Genomic DNA, 15,393 nt, shown 5'->3' with positions numbered 1-15,393 from the left:
GACCGCTCTCCGCTGAGAAGAGATGCCGGAGGGGGCGGGGAGCGTTGCTCCCCGACCGTCACTCCCCGTGTGTCACTCCTCGACCGTCAGTCCCTTCCGCAGGCGCACCAGCGTCCGCGACAGCAGCCGCGACACGTGCATCTGCGAGATCCCGAGCTCTTCACCGATCTCGGACTGGGTCATGTTGGCGACGAAGCGCAGCGAGAGGATCTGCCGGTCGCGCGAGGGGAGTTCGGCGATCAGGGGCTTGAGGGACTCCACGTACTCGATGCCCTCGAGGTCGTGGTCCTCGTAGCCGATGCGGTCCGCGAGCGCGCCTTCGGAGTCGTCCTCCTCGGGCTGGGCGTCCAGCGAACTGGCCGTGTAGGCGTTCGAGGCGGCCATGCCCTCGACGACCTCGTCGTTGGAGATGCCCAGGCGCTCCGCCAACTCGCCCACCGTGGGCGCCCGGTCGAGCTGCTGGGCGAGTTCGTCGCCCGCCTTGGCCAGGTCGAGACGGAGTTCCTGCAGTCGGCGCGGTACGCGCACGGACCAGGAGGTGTCGCGGAAGAAGCGCTTGATCTCGCCGATGATGGTTGGCATCGCGAAGGTGGGGAACTCGACCCCGCGGCTCAGTTCGAAGCGGTCGATCGCCTTGATCAGGCCGATCGTGCCGACCTGGATGATGTCCTCCATCGGCTCGCTGCGGGAGCGGAAGCGGGAGGCGGCGAACTTGACCAGCGCGAGGTTGAGCTCGACCAACGTGTTGCGCACGTACGAGTAGTCGTGGGTGCCTTCTTCGAGGGACTCCAGCCGCTTGAAGAGGGTCTTGGACAGGGCCCGTGCGTCCACCGGTCCCACCTCGTCGTACGGGGGGATCTCGGGAAGTCCGTCGAGTCCGTCGAGTCCGCTGGTTCCGGGTTCGTCGAGACGCTCCGGGCGTTCCAGAGAGGGTGTCGACGTCGCCGTCTGGGTCTGCGATGCGTCGAGCCGGGGTGACATGGTGTCCTCCATCGTTCTCGGCATATGGCCGCCGATGCCAATGCGTGCACTGCGGTGTGCGGCGCCTCCGAAGCCGGCCGTGTCGAATAGGTGTCGCTACTAGCCCTACCCGCTTTCGCGCGTCGCCCGCAAGTGCGTTGCATGGCGAAATGTCCATTTTCAGGGGGTTGTTCGGGTGTCGGGGATGGTGAGGAAGGCGTAGTGTTCGAGTGCGTACATCAGCAGTCGCGACGCTCGGGAGAGAGACGGCATGGACCGCCAGACGGTCGGCAGCGCACAGTCGGGCCGGCTTCTAGTCGAGGTGCGGGAAGAGGGCTCAAGCGCCGTCGTGACCCCCGCGGGTGAGTTGGATCACCACACGGCTGAATTGTTGCGTGAGCCACTCGAGGACTGCCTTGACAAGGGGCACTCGCGACTGGTCGTGGACTGCTCGCGACTGGAGTTCTGCGACTCCACCGGGCTGAACGTGCTGCTCGGCGCCCGGCTGAAGGCCGAGGCCGCGGGGGGCGGAGTCCACCTGGCGGGGATGTTGCCGGTGGTGGCCCGGGTCTTCGAGATCACCGGGGCCGAGGCCGTCTTCACCGTCCACGAGACGCTCGATGCGGCCCTGGCCGACTAGCCGGGGCGGTCGTGGCCCCGCCTCGGCATGCCCCGGAGTCCCCCCTGTGATCGCGGCATCGCCGGTGTCACACGATCCCGGTCGCCCAAAGGGGGTGTTCCGGCGGATCGGTCGGGCAGGAGACATCCTGACTATGTCGGCAACAATCGGTGGGAACGTCGTAGGTGATCATCGTAGATATTCGTACGGAACGCCCTGAGTGCGGAAGCGCCCGCGGTGCGTACCACATGTTGAGTACTGAGTCTTGAATCGTGAAACTGGTGAATCGGTGAGGTGAAGCGCTGATGAGCACCACCCGGCCTTACTCGCCGGGCGACCGCGGCCCGGAGTCGGGCGACGGCGGCGCTTCCGGGGCGCCTGGGGGCGGCGGCCTGGCCGTCCCGTCCGGGGGGCGTCAGGCCCGCAGACTGAGCTTCGACGGCGAGAGCGGCGTCGTGCCACTGGCCCGCGACTTCGCGCGCCAGGCGCTGCACGCGTGGGGCTGGCTGCCCGCCGCGAGCGCCGACCGGCGGGCCGCCGCCGAGGACGTCCTGCTGGTCGTCTCCGAACTCGTCACCAACGCCTGCCTGCATGCCGAGGGCCCGGACGAGCTCCGGATCGCCTGCGACAACAAGGTGCTGCGCGTCGAGGTCTCCGACCATGGCGCGGGCCAGCCCGCCCCGCGCACCCCGCACCGCGCCGGCCGCCCCGGCGGCCACGGCATGTTCATCGTGCAGCGGCTGTGTCTGGACTGGGGAGTCGTGCGCACTCCGGGGGTCACCGGCAAGACGGTGTGGGCGGAACTCGGAGCGCCCGCGTAGCCCCACCCGATCCCGGGTGCGACTCCCACCTCGGGTTACCCGCGGTTCGAACCCTTCTTCGTACGTTGCCGAACGCGCGCCGGATCTCCTCGGATCCGGCGCGCACTTTGTCTTCCCTCCACAAGGGACCGGGCGTACCTTGACGGCCGATCTGATGTTCCGTCAGGAATGAGGCCCCGAGGTGTCGTACCGGACGTACCAGAAACGAACCGCCGCGCTCGCGTTCGCCGCGGCCCTGGCCGGCTCGGCGGTGCTGATGGCCGCCCCCGCCGCCGAGGCCAGCGTGGTGAACGTCAACTACCAGTGCAAGACGCCGATCGGTGACAAGAGTGCCGTCTCGCCCATCGACATCAAGAGCGTCAAGAGCGGCAACGGCTACAAGCTCACCATGTCCTGGCAGAAGGGCGTCTCCTCCAGCCCGGTGGAGCTCGGCAAGGGCGCGATGAGCCCGAGCGCCGTGATCAAGGTGGGCGGCGCGGACAGCGGCACGGTGGCCGTCAGCGGCCCCGCCAACGCGGCCGCGATCCCCGCCAACACCCCCATCAAAATCAGTGACTTGTCGGGTACGTACACGCCGCAGAAGACCGGCAAGGTCACCTTCACCGCGGGCGTGCTCACGATCAAGGCGCTCGGCACGACGACCACCTGCACCCCCACGAACAACCCCGGGCCGTCGCTGACGCTCGACGTCACCGGAAGCGGCGGATCCAGCAGCTCGGGCGGCTCGACCGGCACCGACTCCGGCGGCAAGCTCCCGCAGACCGGCCCCGCCGACTCGGCGATCGCCCTCGGCACGTTCGGCGGCACGGTGCTGCTCGCGGGCGCGGCGGGCACGCTGTGGCTGACCCGCAGGCATCAGACGACCCGCCGCTGAGGGCCACCGCGCCCCCGTACGACGGTACGACCGTACGACCAGCAGGAGCCGCCGATGCCGTACGCCCCCGTCCTCCGCTGTGCCGTCGCCGTGCTGCTGTCGGCCGCCGCCGCCCCGGTGGCCGCGGCCGACGACGGCTGGTCCCTCGCGCCGTCCGCGAGCGCGCCTGGCGGGCGGCCGTACGTCTACGCGGAGGGCGCGCCCGGCACGGTGCTGCAGGACTCCGTGTCCGTGCTCAACCCGGGTGCGCGGCCCGTGACCGTGCGGCTGCGCGGCGCGGACGCCGACAACACCGCGGACGGCGACCTCACCGTGCGCGCCGCCGGGAAGTCCACGGACACGGGCGCGTGGATCGCCTTCGCGGGAGACCGGGGCGGCCGCCGGGTCCCGGTGCGCACGCTCTCGCTGCGGGTGCCCGCGCACACCCGGGCCGACGTGCCGTTCACCGTGAGCGTCCCGGCGGGCGCGACGCCCGGCGACCACCCCGGCGCGGTCGTGGCGGGCGCCGGCGGCCGGTCCTCGGCGGTCCGGGTCCAGCTGCGGGTCGGCGGTCCCGCGGTGTCGGCGCTCACCGTCGAGCACGTCGCCGTGCACGGCGGGCGCATCTCGTACGAGCTGGTCAACCGCGGCAACACCGTGCTCACCCCGAAACTCGCGGTACGCGCCGACGGCGTCCTCGGCCGGGCCCTGGACCGTGCCCCGCGCACCCTGTCCCTCGACCTCCTGCCCGGCCGCCGCGTCACGCTCACCGAGCCCTGGCGCGACCCCCCGGCGCTGGACGCGGTCGACGTACGGCTGACGGTGACGGCGGCGGGTGGGGCACGCGCCACGGCGTCCGCGTCGGTGCGGTTCGTGCCGTGGGGCGCGCTCGCGGCCACCGCCGGGGCGGCGCTCGCGGCGCTGGGCACCTGGTGGGGCGTACGACGTCACAGGCGTCGTACGACGGACGGCGGGACGAGTGAACGGCCGCGTACGGAAGTCGAGTGGACGGGAGCGGTGTCGTGAGCGGAGTCCTGAGCGGCAAGGCGCGGATGTCGGCGCTGGTGGCGGCGCTCGCGCTCGTCCTGGCCCCGTTGGCGGGACCGGTGTCCCCGGCGTCCGCGGCCGGGAAGCCCGGCGTGAGTCTGTCCAGGTCCGAGGCGGGGACGGGCGGTTCGATCACCGTGACCGGCAACGGATGGCGGCCGAAGACCCTGCTGATGATGCTGATCTGCGGGCAGGCCGTACCGTCCCGGGGGGTGATCGGCGGCACCAACTCCTGCGCCAATGCCGACGGGCGGGCCGTCACCACCGACGCGCAGGGCCACTTCAGCAAGGAACTGCCGGTCACCGAGCCGCCCAAGCCGTGCCCGTGCGTGGTGCATGTCGCCACGGTCACGGGGGAGAAGGCGGAGGCCGACGCGATCTTCATGGTCGCCGGGCACTCGGTCGAACCACTGCCCAAGGAGGTGGGCGGGGGGCGGCTCTCGGTGCTCACCGACACCCGCCTCGACGGGTCGAGCGGGCTGCTGACCTGGTTCGGCGCGCCGCCCTCCCGCGGGCTCGTCTTCACCGTCGGGAACATCGGCACCGCCGCCGTCAAGGACCCCGTCTTCGAGATCGGCACCTCCCATGGCGTGTTCGCGCCGCAGTGGGAGGAACAGGACTGGCGCGGCACGATCGCACCCGGCAAGAAGGCGCAGATCAAGCTGCCGGTCGAGCTCGCGGCCGGGGCGCACGGCGACTACACGGTCTCGCTGCGGTACGGCGGCAAGGTCCTCGCCGAGCAGCCCTGGGGGGTGGGCCGTCCCTGGGGGGTGACCCTCTTCTGGATCCTGCTCGCCGTGGTGGTGCCGGCCGCGGTCTTCCGGGTCGGGATGGCCGTGGTGGACCGCGTGCGCCCGCGCAGGTCGGCGGGGCGGGCGGGGCGCCATCGGAGCCTGCGCCTGCCCGAACTCGCCTCCCGGGTGCCGAGGCCGGCCCCGTTCCGCATGGCCAAGGCGAGCCCGTCCCGTGTGCCCGGAGCGAGCGCGTCCGCGGCCGCACCCGTGCCACCCGGCACCGCTACGAACCCGACCCTGCCGTGGTTCACGCCGGACAACGTTCCGGGGACCGCGGCGAACGGTCAGCTCTCCGCACCGCACGACACCAGTCCGACGACGAAGGGGAACACGTGAACAGGCGACGGAGAGTTGTGCCCGGAGGGCGCAGAACGAGCGCGGCCGGGGTCGCGCTGATGCTCGGCGGCGCGGGCATCCTGTTGGGAGTGGCCGCGGTCCCGGCGCAGGCCGCCGAGGTGTCGTACAAGACGGAGTGCATACCGCCCGCGGCCTCCGGCCTGGGCCCCGTCGAGGGCACCACCAAGGTGGAGATCACCGCACCGGCGACGGCGAAGGTGGGCGACGAGATCCAGGTCGTGTGGAAGTTCGTCCAGGCGGCGTCCAAGAACCCGGACCTCATCGTCCTGCCGAAGGACTCGGTCAAGCCCACGGGAACTCTCAAGGCGTCCGGTGCGCAGACCGCGGACATCGCGATGGAGGGGCCGCAGAAGAACCCGGAGATTCCCAAGGGCGGCGACATGGTGCTGTCCGACATGACGGGCAAGGTCAAGCTGACGACGGCGGGTGATGTCACGTTGACCCCGGACGCGTACACCATCACCGCCTACTCGACGGACACCAAGTGCACGCCCCAGGAGGCGGTGCCGGCCGCTGCCACCATCAAGGTGACGGCCGCCGAGGGCGGTTCGACGACCTCGGGCGGCTCGACCTCCGGCGGGACGACCACCTCCGGAGGCACGGCGACGGGTGGTGACACCGGCGGCACGACTTCGGGGGGATCCACGACGTCGGGTGGCACGACGTCGGGTGGTACGACGTCGGGTGGTACGACGTCCGGTGGTTCGACGTCCGGTGGTTCGACCTCCGGCGGCAATGACGGTCAGACCGACTTCGCCGGCAAGACCGTGACCACGTCCTTCGCCTGCGCCTCGCCCGGCCCCGCCAAGATCGACTCTTCGGCGACGATCAACGCCAAGAAGAACGGCGGGAGTTACGACCTCACGGTGAAGACCGCCAAGGGCGTGATGAACAGCCCCGCCCCGCTGCCCGCGGGCGCGCTGAAGCCCTCCATGGTGATCACGGTCGGCGGCGATGACAGCGGCTCGCTCAAGGTCGAGGGCCCTGCCAACAAGGACGCCCTCAACACGGGCGACCCGGTCTCGCTCGGCGATATGACGGGCACGTACAAGCCCGGAGCGGACGGCAAGGCCACGCTCAGCCCAGGTGATCTGACGATCGTCGTGACGCTGAGTGCCGGATCCAACCCGATCACGATTCCCTGCAAGGCGACAAAGACCGCTGTCTCACTGGAGCTTGACGTCCAGAAGCAGTCGGGCGGCGTCTCCGGCGCGACGACGTCGGGCTCCGGGTCGTCCTCCGGGTCGTCGTCGTCCTCGTCCTCGTCGTCGTCTTCCGGCGGAGGCCTGGCCGAGACCGGCGCGAACGACCACGGCGGGCTTCGGGCACTCGGCTTCGTGGCCGGCACGGCGATCCTGCTCGGCGGAGCGGTCTTCGTCTTCCTGCCGCGCCGCCGCGTGCGCTGACGCTCCCTCGCACCGTCCGCACCTCGGGGTCCGCTTGACCTGGACCCCGGGGTGCGGGTTTAGCGTCGGGGCATGCGGGTTGGCGAGTTGGCGCGCAGGACCGGAGTGACGGTCCGGGCGTTGCGTTATTACGAGGCGGCGGGGCTTGTCGTGCCCCGACGGCTGCCCAACGGATACCGGGACTATGCGCCAACGGCGTTGCGGCAGGTCGAGGAGATCCGGACGCTGACCGGGCTCGGCCTGTCGGTGGAGGACACCCGGCCGTTCGTGGAGTGCCTGGCGAGTGGGCACGACCTGGGAGACGAGTGCCCGGCGTCGCTGGCGGCCTACCGCCGCTCGATCAGGGACCTGTCCAAGAGGATCAGGCTCCTGACGGAACGCCGGGACACGCTGGCGGCACACCTGGAGGCGAGTTCCCGCAGATTGATTCCGGATGCCCCGGAGGGAAACGCCCGTACAGGGGTTTCGGTATCCCCGGAAGTGAGCGCCCCGTCCCCCGTGCCGGTGCCCGCCGACCCGGCCTGGCTGCCCCCCGGCCTGCCCCGGCCGCCCGACGACGACGGCGCCGGGCATCTGCCGGGTGGGCGGCTGCCTGACCTCGTCCTGCCCGCCACGGACGGTCGGGCGGTCGGTCTCGGAGCACTGGGGCCCGGCCGGACCGTGCTGTACGTCTATCCGCTGTCGGGCCGGCCGGGGACCGACCTCCCGGACGGCTGGGACACCATCCCGGGCGCCCGCGGATGCACCGCCGAGGCGTGCGCCTTCCGCAATCACTACGACGACCTCCGGGCGGTCGGGGCGGCACGGGTGTACGGCCTGTCGTCGCAACCGCGGGAGTACCAAAGGGAACTGGCGGAACGGCTGCGCCTGCCCTTCGCGATCCTCTCGGACACCGGACTCGCGCTGCGCGAGGCCCTGGACCTGCCCACCTTCACCGCCGGCGGGCGCACGTTGTACCGCCGACTGACCATGATCGCGAACCGGGGCGAGATCGAGCACGTCTTCTACCCCGTCTTCCCACCCGACCAGCACGCTGCCGAAGTCCTCGACTGGCTCCGGCTCCAGGACCCGCCACAGGGGGAAACCGCACATGACCGCGAAGGCCACCCGCTATCTGTACCTCGCCCGCCACGGTGAGGCGACGGCCGACGAGAGCGAGCTGACCGAGAACGGCCGCCGCCAGGCCCAACTCCTGGGCGACCGACTCAGGGACGTTCCCTTGGCCGCGGTCCATCACGGGCCGCTGCCGCGCGCGGCGCAGACGGCCCGGCTGATCGGCGACCGTCTGAAGGACGTGCCGGTACGGCAGGTCGAGACGGCCGGGGACTATGTGCCGTACGTGCCCGGCAAGGAGGAACTGCCCGCGGACGCGGCGGAGCGGCTGTTGGCGTTCCTTGAGCAGTTCACGGCTCAGGAGCGTGAGGAGGGAGCGGCGCTGGCCCGCGAGGCCGAAGAGCGGTTCACCGGGCCGGTGGACGGCGCCGAGGACCGGCACGAGCTGGTCGTCACCCACAACTTCCTCGTCGGCTGGCTGGTACGCGCCGCGCTGGACGCCCCGCCCTGGCGCTGGCTGGGCCTCAACCACTGCAACGCCGCCCTGTCCGTCATCCGCTACACACCGGGCCGCGTGGCCTCGGTCCTCGTCTACAACGACATGTCCCACCTGCCCGAGGACCTGCGCTGGACCGGCTTCCCACCGGAGGCGCGCGCTTAGGGCCTGTCCGGCGGATCATGCCGCAGACGTGGGGCTTGGCACGCACATCTGCGGCGTCGATGAGGCATCGCCCGTTTCCTGCGACCTGATCCGCCGGACAGGCCCTAGCCCCGTACCCCGACGAAGAGCACCGCAAGCAGCACGGACATGCTGAACAGCGTGAGGACCCCGCTCCAGAACGCGTCGTCGAGCGGGGTCCGCCGTCTCCTCCTCACCCGCCGTGCTCCTGCCGCAGATGCGCCCGCATCCGCACGTTCGCGTCGCTCACCGCGCTGTGGTCGAACACCGCGCGCGCCGCGTGGCGCCGTGCGGCGAACTCCCGGCAGGCCTCGCAACCGTCGACGGGAACGGGGGAGCGGCTCACGTCGTACGTCGGCCCGGTCATGGCGTACGCCCCTCTCGGTGTCTGCCGTGCGCTCGCAACTCCCGGTCGCATTCGGCGACTTCGTCCGTGCGGCCCGCCTCCTTCGCGGCCGTCCGCTGGGCGAGCAGCGCCGCGCACACGTCGCAGTCGCGGCCGTACGGGGGCCTGGGCGCCGCCACCGCCGTACGCGCCGTCATGCCGACCACTGCGCGAGCGCCGCCTCGATCGCCCGCAGCGCCGCGGGGGTCGGACGCGCCCAGCCGCCGGGCGGGGTCCAGGGGGAGGAGGCGGTGCCGTGGGTACGGGTGCGGCGGGGGAGTCGGGGGAGGGTCGTGGTGGTCATGGGGCTCACTCCTTGGTTGCGTGGTCGCGGACATGCCTGTGCGGAGCGCACCCGGTGAATTACGGTGCGTGTTCAGGCAGTACGAGCATGCCGCGTGAGCAGGGCGGAAATGCCGTGGAAGGGCGCTGGTTCCACACCGGGCGCTCCAAATTCCACAAATTCCACAGCCGCCGGAGGGGGAGGACGGGGATGCCGCAGAGACGGACGGTGACGAGCCGCAGCCAGGAGCCGCGCAGGCGATTCGCCGAGGAGGTGAGGGAGTTACGTGAGCGGAGCGGCGTCAGCCTGCGGCAGCTCGCGGAGCGACTGGGCTGGGACTGGTCGACGCTCGGGAAGCTGGAGACCGGGCACACCCTGGGGAGCCCCGAGGTGGCCCAGGCGCTGGACCGGCATTACGGGACGCCGGGGTTGCTCTTGGCGTTGTGGGAGCTGGCGGTGGGCGATCCGACGCAGTTCAAGGAGCAGTACCGCAGGTACATGCTGCTTGAGGCGGAAGCGGGGAGCTTGTGGCACTTCGGGGTCACGAGGGTCCCGGGCATGCTCCAGACCAGGGGATACGCGACCGAGGTGCTCGCGGCGGGGGACATCCGGGGAGAGGAGCTGTTCCAGCAGGTTGAGGCGCGGCTCGGCCGCACCGAGTTGCTGACCAGAGACGGGGGACCGAGCTTCCGAACCATCCTGTACGAGGCGGTGCTGCGCATGGCGCTGCGGGACACGGAGGCATGGCGCGAGCAACTGGAGTACCTGCTGGAGGCCGCCGAGCGTCCGAACATCACCCTCCAGGTACTGCCGTTCAGCGCTGGGCCGTGCAGTCTGGACAGCACCGATGTGATGTTCCTGTGGTTGCCGGACGGGCGTACCGTGGCCTACACGGAGACCGCTTACCGGGGTGAACTCATCGAGGAATCAAGCTCGGTTGGGCGGCTGCAGCTCGCATACGATTCGCTGCGCGACCTGGCGCTGTCCCCGGCCGAGTCGCGGAAGTTCATCGGGCAGATGCTGGAGGAAGCACCATGCGATCCGTCGACCTGACAGCCGTGACATGGCGCAAGAGCAGCTATAGCAATTCGGACGGCGGCCAGTGCCTCGAAGTCGTCGACAACCTCCCCACCCCCACCCCGCTCGTGCCCGTCCGAGACTCCAAGAACCCCCACGGGCCCGCCCTCGTACTCCCGGCGGCGGCCTGGGCGTCCTTCGTCACGGCCGTACGACGCGACGAGCTGCCCGGCGCCTGAGGCTCAGTGCTCGACGCAGAGGTTGGCCCGGACGTGGGCAACCGCGCGGGCCGTGCGCTCCCCAAGTGAATACCGAAGGTCGCCGGGAAAACCGAAGGGTCGCCGCACCCCTCGGTGCGGCGACCCTTCGGTGGAACGCCAGGTTCAGGCGTGCGTCAGTGGACGTCGCCCATCAGGACCTTGACCTTCTTGCGGTACATCCACACCGCGACACCGGCGATCACGGCGAGCGTGGCCTCCAGGGCGACGATGCCCGTCTTGTTGAGGTCGACGTTCGCGATGGACAGCAGACCCGTCGTGGCGTCACCGGCGGTGACGGCCAGGAACCAGACACCCATCATCTGGGAGGCGTACTTCGCGGGAGCCATCTTCGTGGTGACGGAGAGGCCGACCGGCGAGAGCGTCAGCTCACCGACGGTCTGCACGAAGTAGATCGCGACCAGCCACATCGCGGCCGCCTTGTGACCACCCTCGGCGATCGTCAGCGGAGCCAGGAACAGGAAGAACGAGGCACCGATCAGGATCAGACCCGAAGCGAACTTGGTGGCCGTGCTCGGCTCCTTGCCGCGCTTGTTCAGCGCCAGCCACGCCCAGGCGAACACCGGCGCGAGCGCCATGATCATGACCGGGTTGACCGACTGGTACCAGGAGACCGGGAACTCCCAGCCGAAGATCGTGTTCTCGGCGGAGGAGTCGGCGAAGATCGACATGGTCGAGCCGCCCTGGTCGTAGATCATCCAGAAGACGGCCGCGGCGACGAAGAACCAGATGTACGCGGACATCTTCGACTGCTCGGCGCGGTCGAGGTCCTTGTCCCGCTTGATGCGCGCGATGACCATGACCGGGATGATCAGACCGGCGATGGTGATCGGGACCAGCAGCCAGTTCAGGGTGTAGTGACCCGAGAAGCCGACGATGCAGTAGAAGACCACCGCGACGGCTGCCCACAGCGCGGACTTGCGCAGCGTCGCGGCCTTCTCCGCGGCCGACAGCGGCGTGGGGACCTCGTGCGAGCGCGGGTTCAGGTGACGGCCGCCGAGCAGGTACTGGGCCAGACCCAGCGCCATGCCGAGCGCGGCGAGCGCGAAGCCCAGGTGCCAGTTGACGTTCTCGCCGACGGTGCCGATGACCAGCGGAGCGGCGAAGGCGCCGACGTTGATGCCGATGTAGAAGAGCGTGAAGCCACCGTCACGGCGCGGGTCGTCCGGACCGTCGTAGAGGTGACCGACCATCGTGGAGATGTTGGCCTTCAGCAGACCGGAGCCGATCGCGACGAGCCCGAGGCCGCCGTAGAACGTGCCGGACGACGGCAGGGCCAGCGTGAGGTGGCCCAGCATGATGATGACGCCCGCGACGGCGACCGTCTTGCGGGGGCCGAGGACACGGTCGGCGAACCAGCCACCCGGCAGGGCGAGCAGGTACACCAGCGACAGGTACACCGAGTAGATCGCGGTCGCGGTGGCCGCGCTCAGGTGCAGGCCGCCCGGTGCCACCAGGTACAGCGGGAGCAGAGCCTTCATGCCGTAGTAGGAGAATCGCTCCCACATCTCGGTCATGAAGAGAGTGGCCAGTCCGCGGGGGTGGCCGAAGAAGGTCCTCTCGGAACCGGGGGTGCCCGGAGTCACCGAGTCCTTCGTCAGGCTGGACGCCATGGTCGTTCCTTGCTGGTCGGGACGCGCTGCTTGAGCGTTACGCGCCCGGTGGGGGGCGGCCGGCACCGGCGGGGTTCGCCCGTCCTTCCCCACGCCCACGGGGAGTCCGCTCCGGATTGCGAAGCGGTGGACGGCGACCACCGGGATCCACGCCCATCGCGCATTGATGCGCTGGGCCCGGCCACAGGTCATTCCTTTCAAGGCTGGCGAACACCAGCCCGCACATGAAAGAGACCTTCAGCGTCAAGTACGCGCCAAAGGTCCCCTACTGGTGCTACAGGCGTCTGGTCACCATACGACATCCCAATGCGGCATATGGAAGGACTTGAGACATGGATCACAGGTAATAATGGAACCACGGACACCTATTCGAAGGTGTCAGGCAAGATCGCTTCCCACAGCCGCAGGCAAGAAACCGTACGGCCCCAGGTAAGAATTACGGTTGGCGATCACACCACAGGCGCTGTCCGCGGCGGACTACCATCACCCCATGACCCGTGTACTGCTCGCCGAGGACGACGCGTCCATCTCGGAGCCATTGGCCCGCGCCCTGCGCCGGGAGGGTTACGAGGTCGAAGTGCGCGAGGACGGACCCACCGCGCTCGACGCCGGAATGCAGGGCGGCGTCGACCTGGTCGTCCTGGACCTGGGCCTGCCCGGTATGGACGGCCTCGAAGTGGCTCGCCGCCTCCGTGCCGAAGGCCACACCGTCCCCATCCTCATCCTGACCGCGCGCGCCGACGAGGTGGACACCGTCGTCGGTCTCGACGCGGGCGCCGACGACTACGTCACCAAGCCCTTCCGCCTTGCCGAACTGCTCGCCCGTGTCCGGGCCCTCCTGCGGCGCGGCGCCGCGGAGCCGCAGCAGCCGCCCGCCACGCACGGGGTGCGCATCGACGTCGAGTCGCACCGGGCCTGGATGGGCGACGAGGAACTCCAGCTCACGGCGAAGGAGTTCGACCTGCTGCGGGTCCTCGTCCGCGATGCCGGCCGGGTCGTCACGCGTGACCAGCTGATGCGCGAGGTCTGGGACACCACGTGGTGGTCGTCCACCAAGACCCTCGACATGCACATCTCGTGGCTGCGCAAGAAGCTCGGCGACGACGCGGCGAACCCCCGCTACATCGCGACGGTACGAGGAGTGGGCTTCCGCTTCGAAAAGAGCTGAGGCCCCAAGGGGCGGAAGTGGGGGCGGGGCCCGGGGCGAAGCCCCGCCTTGAGGGGCGCGGGGAACTGCGCGCCCAGCCCCCACCGGCCCGCAGCCAAAGAGAACCCCGGGCTACCCGAGCGCCTCCCCTGTCCCAGCCGAGCGCGGCGTCAAGGCACACTGGTCCACGTACAGCCACCCGCCCGGAGGACCCCGTGCGTCGCCGTCTCATCCAGTCCACGCTCGCCGTCGTGCTCGTCGTGATCGCCGTCTTCGGCGTGTCCCTCGTGATCGTCGAGACCCGCACGATCAGCAACAGCGCCCAGGAACGCGTGGACTCCGAGGCCCTGCGCCTGGCCAGCATCGTCGACAGCCGCATCCTCGGCGACGAGCACATCAACGCGGAGATCCTCAAGAACCAGATCGCGGAAGACCGGTACGCCGTGATCCGCATCCCCGGCCAGGCCCCCGTCGAGCTCGGCCTCCAGCCCAGCGGTGACGTCATCCACTCCACGGCCAAGGGTGAGGAGGGCGAGACGGTCACCGTCCAGGAGCCCCGCTCGGCCGTGACGCGCGAGGTCGGCCGCACCCTCCTGATCATCGCCTTGGTCGCGCTGCTCGCGATCGTCGCCGCGGTCCTGCTGGCCGTACGGCAGGCCAACCGCCTCGCCTCCCCGCTCACCGACCTCGCGGAGACCGCGGAGCGGCTCGGCTCCGGCGACCCCCGCCCGCGTCACAAGCGCTACGGCGTCCCGGAGCTGGACCGGGTCGCCGACGTGCTGGACGCCAGCGCGGAGCGGATCGCACGGATGCTCACCGCCGAGCGCCGCCTCGCCGCGGACGCCTCCCACCAGCTCCGTACGCCGCTGACGGCCCTCTCCATGCGCCTGGAGGAAATCACCCTCACGGATGACCCGGACAACGTGAAGGAGGAGGCGACGATCGCCCTGACCCAGGTCGAGCGCCTCACGGACGTGGTGGAGCGGCTGCTCACCAACGCCCGCGACCCCCGTACCGGCTCCGCCGTCACCTTCGACCTCGACGAGGTCATCAAGCAGCAGCTGGAGGAGTGGCGCCCGGCCTACCGCAGCGCGGGCCGCGCCATCGTCAGCTCGGGCAAGCGGCATCTGCAGGCCGTCGGCACCCCGGGCGCGGTCGCCCAGGTACTGGCCGCGCTCATCGAGAACTCGCTCATGCACGGGGGCGGCACGGTCGCCCTGCGCACCCGTGTCACGGGCAACCAGGCCGTCGTGGAGGTCACGGACGAGGGTCCCGGGGTCCCCACCGACCTGGGCGCCCGCATCTTCGAGCGCACGATCAGCGGCCGCAACTCCACGGGCATCGGCCTCGCGGTCGCCCGCGACCTCGCGGAGGCGGACGGGGGCCGTCTGGAGATGCTCCAGGCACAGCCGCCGGTGTTCGGCCTGTTCCTCTCCCGCACCCCGCTGAAGAGGCCGCCCTTGGTGGACGAGGACGAGGAACGAACGGTCAGGTAGCCCCGGCGGGCAGCCCCCAGGGGGCTCAGTTCGCCCGGGCCCGTGCGCGGGACCGTCGAGGCTCCGGCTCCTCGTCGAGGAGCGCCTCGGCGCTCTCCAGGACCTCACGCGCCTCGTCCGGGACCGTGCGGAACACCCACGTGCGGTACGACCAGAACCGGAACAGCGTCGCGATGCCGATGCCGAGGAACTTGAAGATGTTGCTCTGCAGCGGGCTGTCCCAGCCGAAGCCGTACGTCGCCACGTACAGCACGCCGTTCTCGATGACCAGCCCCACCGCGCTGAACAGCACGAAGAGGCCCATCTCCTTGGTGCGGCCGCCACGGTCGCGGTCCCGGTACGTGAAGTAGCGGAACCCGATGTAGTTGAAGACGATTGCGACGATCGTGGCGATGACGCTCGCCCGTACGACCTGCAGCCCGGTCGCGCTGCGCACCAGGTTGAAGGTCACCAGGTTGACGAGAAGCCCCGCTCCGCCGACCGCCCCGAACTTCGCGATCTCCCGGAACAGCTGGTCGAACCGGCGGCGAACCGCGCCGCGGGGCCGTACGTGAAGCCCCGAAGAAGCACTGCCCATGGTGTCGC

Annotated in this window: 18 protein-coding genes; 12 read left to right on the top strand and 6 right to left on the bottom strand. The window is 70.4% G+C overall.

Translation table 11 applies throughout. From position 1 onward, the window contains the following. Positions 1–72: 72 nt before the first annotated feature. Positions 73–993 (bottom strand): RNA polymerase sigma factor SigF, encoded by a 921-nt coding sequence (locus tag FNV62_RS22215; protein WP_179858191.1) that lies wholly within the window; start codon positions 991–993, stop codon positions 73–75. A 238-nt stretch (positions 994–1,231) separates the two neighbouring features. On the opposite strand from FNV62_RS22215, the gene FNV62_RS22210 reads away from it, so the two are divergent. The 8 genes from FNV62_RS22210 (at position 1,232) to FNV62_RS22175 (ending at position 8,571) form a co-directional block, all read left to right on the top strand. Continuing rightward, positions 1,232–1,600, top strand: a complete 369-nt coding sequence (locus FNV62_RS22210) for an STAS domain-containing protein (RefSeq protein ID WP_054236877.1) — start codon at positions 1,232–1,234, stop codon at positions 1,598–1,600. 284 nt (positions 1,601–1,884) lie between these two features. Then, positions 1,885–2,400 (top strand): ATP-binding protein, encoded by a 516-nt coding sequence (locus FNV62_RS22205; protein WP_054236878.1) that lies wholly within the window; start codon positions 1,885–1,887, stop codon positions 2,398–2,400. A 181-nt stretch (positions 2,401–2,581) separates the two neighbouring features. Next, complete coding sequence (locus FNV62_RS22200; protein WP_144315566.1) at positions 2,582–3,274, top strand: LPXTG cell wall anchor domain-containing protein; 693 nt, start codon at positions 2,582–2,584, stop codon at positions 3,272–3,274. 54 nt (positions 3,275–3,328) lie between these two features. Beyond that, positions 3,329–4,279 carry a hypothetical protein gene (locus tag FNV62_RS22195; RefSeq protein WP_143601858.1) on the top strand — a complete coding sequence of 317 codons (951 nt, stop codon included), beginning with the start codon at positions 3,329–3,331 and terminating at the stop codon, positions 4,277–4,279. Between the two features lie 26 nt (positions 4,280–4,305). Then, the gene (locus FNV62_RS22190; protein WP_143605434.1) at positions 4,306–5,430 is read left to right on the top strand and encodes a hypothetical protein; all 1,125 of its coding nucleotides are present in this window, start codon (positions 4,306–4,308) and stop codon (positions 5,428–5,430) included. A gap of 59 nt (positions 5,431–5,489) precedes the next feature. Beyond that, positions 5,490–6,857 (top strand): hypothetical protein, encoded by a 1,368-nt coding sequence (locus FNV62_RS22185; RefSeq protein WP_143605433.1) that lies wholly within the window; start codon positions 5,490–5,492, stop codon positions 6,855–6,857. Between the two features lie 72 nt (positions 6,858–6,929). Next, a complete protein-coding gene (locus FNV62_RS22180) occupies positions 6,930–7,994 on the top strand; it encodes a MerR family transcriptional regulator (RefSeq protein WP_144315565.1) in 1,065 nt (354 codons plus the stop codon). Next, positions 7,948–8,571, top strand: coding sequence for a histidine phosphatase family protein (locus FNV62_RS22175; RefSeq protein WP_097284997.1), 624 nt, complete (start codon positions 7,948–7,950; stop codon positions 8,569–8,571). The genes FNV62_RS22180 and FNV62_RS22175 overlap by 47 nt, the downstream gene beginning before the upstream one ends. 211 nt (positions 8,572–8,782) lie before the next feature. Here the strand turns inward: FNV62_RS22175 and FNV62_RS22170 are convergent, their stop codons facing one another. Genes FNV62_RS22170 through FNV62_RS22160 form a run of 3 tightly spaced genes read right to left on the bottom strand, consistent with a single transcriptional unit; the run spans position 8,783 to position 9,278 of the window. Beyond that, positions 8,783–8,956, bottom strand: coding sequence for a hypothetical protein (locus FNV62_RS22170; protein ID WP_159055457.1), 174 nt, complete (start codon positions 8,954–8,956; stop codon positions 8,783–8,785). Then, positions 8,953–9,132: a hypothetical protein gene (locus FNV62_RS22165; RefSeq protein ID WP_144315564.1), complete on the bottom strand. Its 180-nt coding sequence runs from the start codon at positions 9,130–9,132 to the stop codon at positions 8,953–8,955. The genes FNV62_RS22170 and FNV62_RS22165 overlap by 4 nt, the downstream gene beginning before the upstream one ends. Beyond that, the gene (locus FNV62_RS22160) at positions 9,129–9,278 is read right to left on the bottom strand and encodes a hypothetical protein (RefSeq protein WP_164657640.1); all 150 of its coding nucleotides are present in this window, start codon (positions 9,276–9,278) and stop codon (positions 9,129–9,131) included. The genes FNV62_RS22165 and FNV62_RS22160 overlap by 4 nt, the downstream gene beginning before the upstream one ends. A gap of 189 nt (positions 9,279–9,467) precedes the next feature. Between FNV62_RS22160 and FNV62_RS22155 the strand changes: the two genes are divergently transcribed. Beyond that, positions 9,468–10,310, top strand: coding sequence for a helix-turn-helix domain-containing protein (locus FNV62_RS22155; RefSeq protein ID WP_054236882.1), 843 nt, complete (start codon positions 9,468–9,470; stop codon positions 10,308–10,310). Beyond that, the gene (locus FNV62_RS22150) at positions 10,292–10,513 is read left to right on the top strand and encodes a DUF397 domain-containing protein (RefSeq protein ID WP_143655141.1); all 222 of its coding nucleotides are present in this window, start codon (positions 10,292–10,294) and stop codon (positions 10,511–10,513) included. Before FNV62_RS22155 ends, FNV62_RS22150 begins: the two co-directional genes overlap by 19 nt. A gap of 155 nt (positions 10,514–10,668) precedes the next feature. Here FNV62_RS22150 and FNV62_RS22145 read toward each other — a convergent pair whose 3' ends face one another. After that, complete coding sequence (locus FNV62_RS22145; protein WP_054236884.1) at positions 10,669–12,165, bottom strand: oligopeptide:H+ symporter; 1,497 nt, start codon at positions 12,163–12,165, stop codon at positions 10,669–10,671. 490 nt (positions 12,166–12,655) lie between these two features. Here FNV62_RS22145 and FNV62_RS22140 point away from each other — a divergent pair, with 490 nt between their 5' ends. Next, positions 12,656–13,333, top strand: a complete 678-nt coding sequence (locus FNV62_RS22140; RefSeq protein ID WP_018566970.1) for a response regulator transcription factor — start codon at positions 12,656–12,658, stop codon at positions 13,331–13,333. Between the two features lie 194 nt (positions 13,334–13,527). Then, positions 13,528–14,808 (top strand): ATP-binding protein, encoded by a 1,281-nt coding sequence (locus FNV62_RS22135; RefSeq protein WP_097284993.1) that lies wholly within the window; start codon positions 13,528–13,530, stop codon positions 14,806–14,808. Positions 14,809–14,833: 25 nt separating this feature from the next. Here FNV62_RS22135 and FNV62_RS22130 read toward each other — a convergent pair whose 3' ends face one another. Further along, positions 14,834–15,385: a GtrA family protein gene (locus tag FNV62_RS22130; RefSeq protein ID WP_143601855.1), complete on the bottom strand. Its 552-nt coding sequence runs from the start codon at positions 15,383–15,385 to the stop codon at positions 14,834–14,836. Positions 15,386–15,393: the final 8 nt, after the last annotated feature.

The sequence above is a fragment of the Streptomyces sp. RLB3-17 genome, from assembly GCF_007113425.2.
GTDB classification, from domain to species: domain Bacteria; phylum Actinomycetota; class Actinomycetes; order Streptomycetales; family Streptomycetaceae; genus Streptomyces; species Streptomyces mirabilis_D.
The sequence above is the reverse complement of the archived record's forward strand: the minus strand, read 5'-3'. Positions and strand labels throughout refer to the sequence as shown.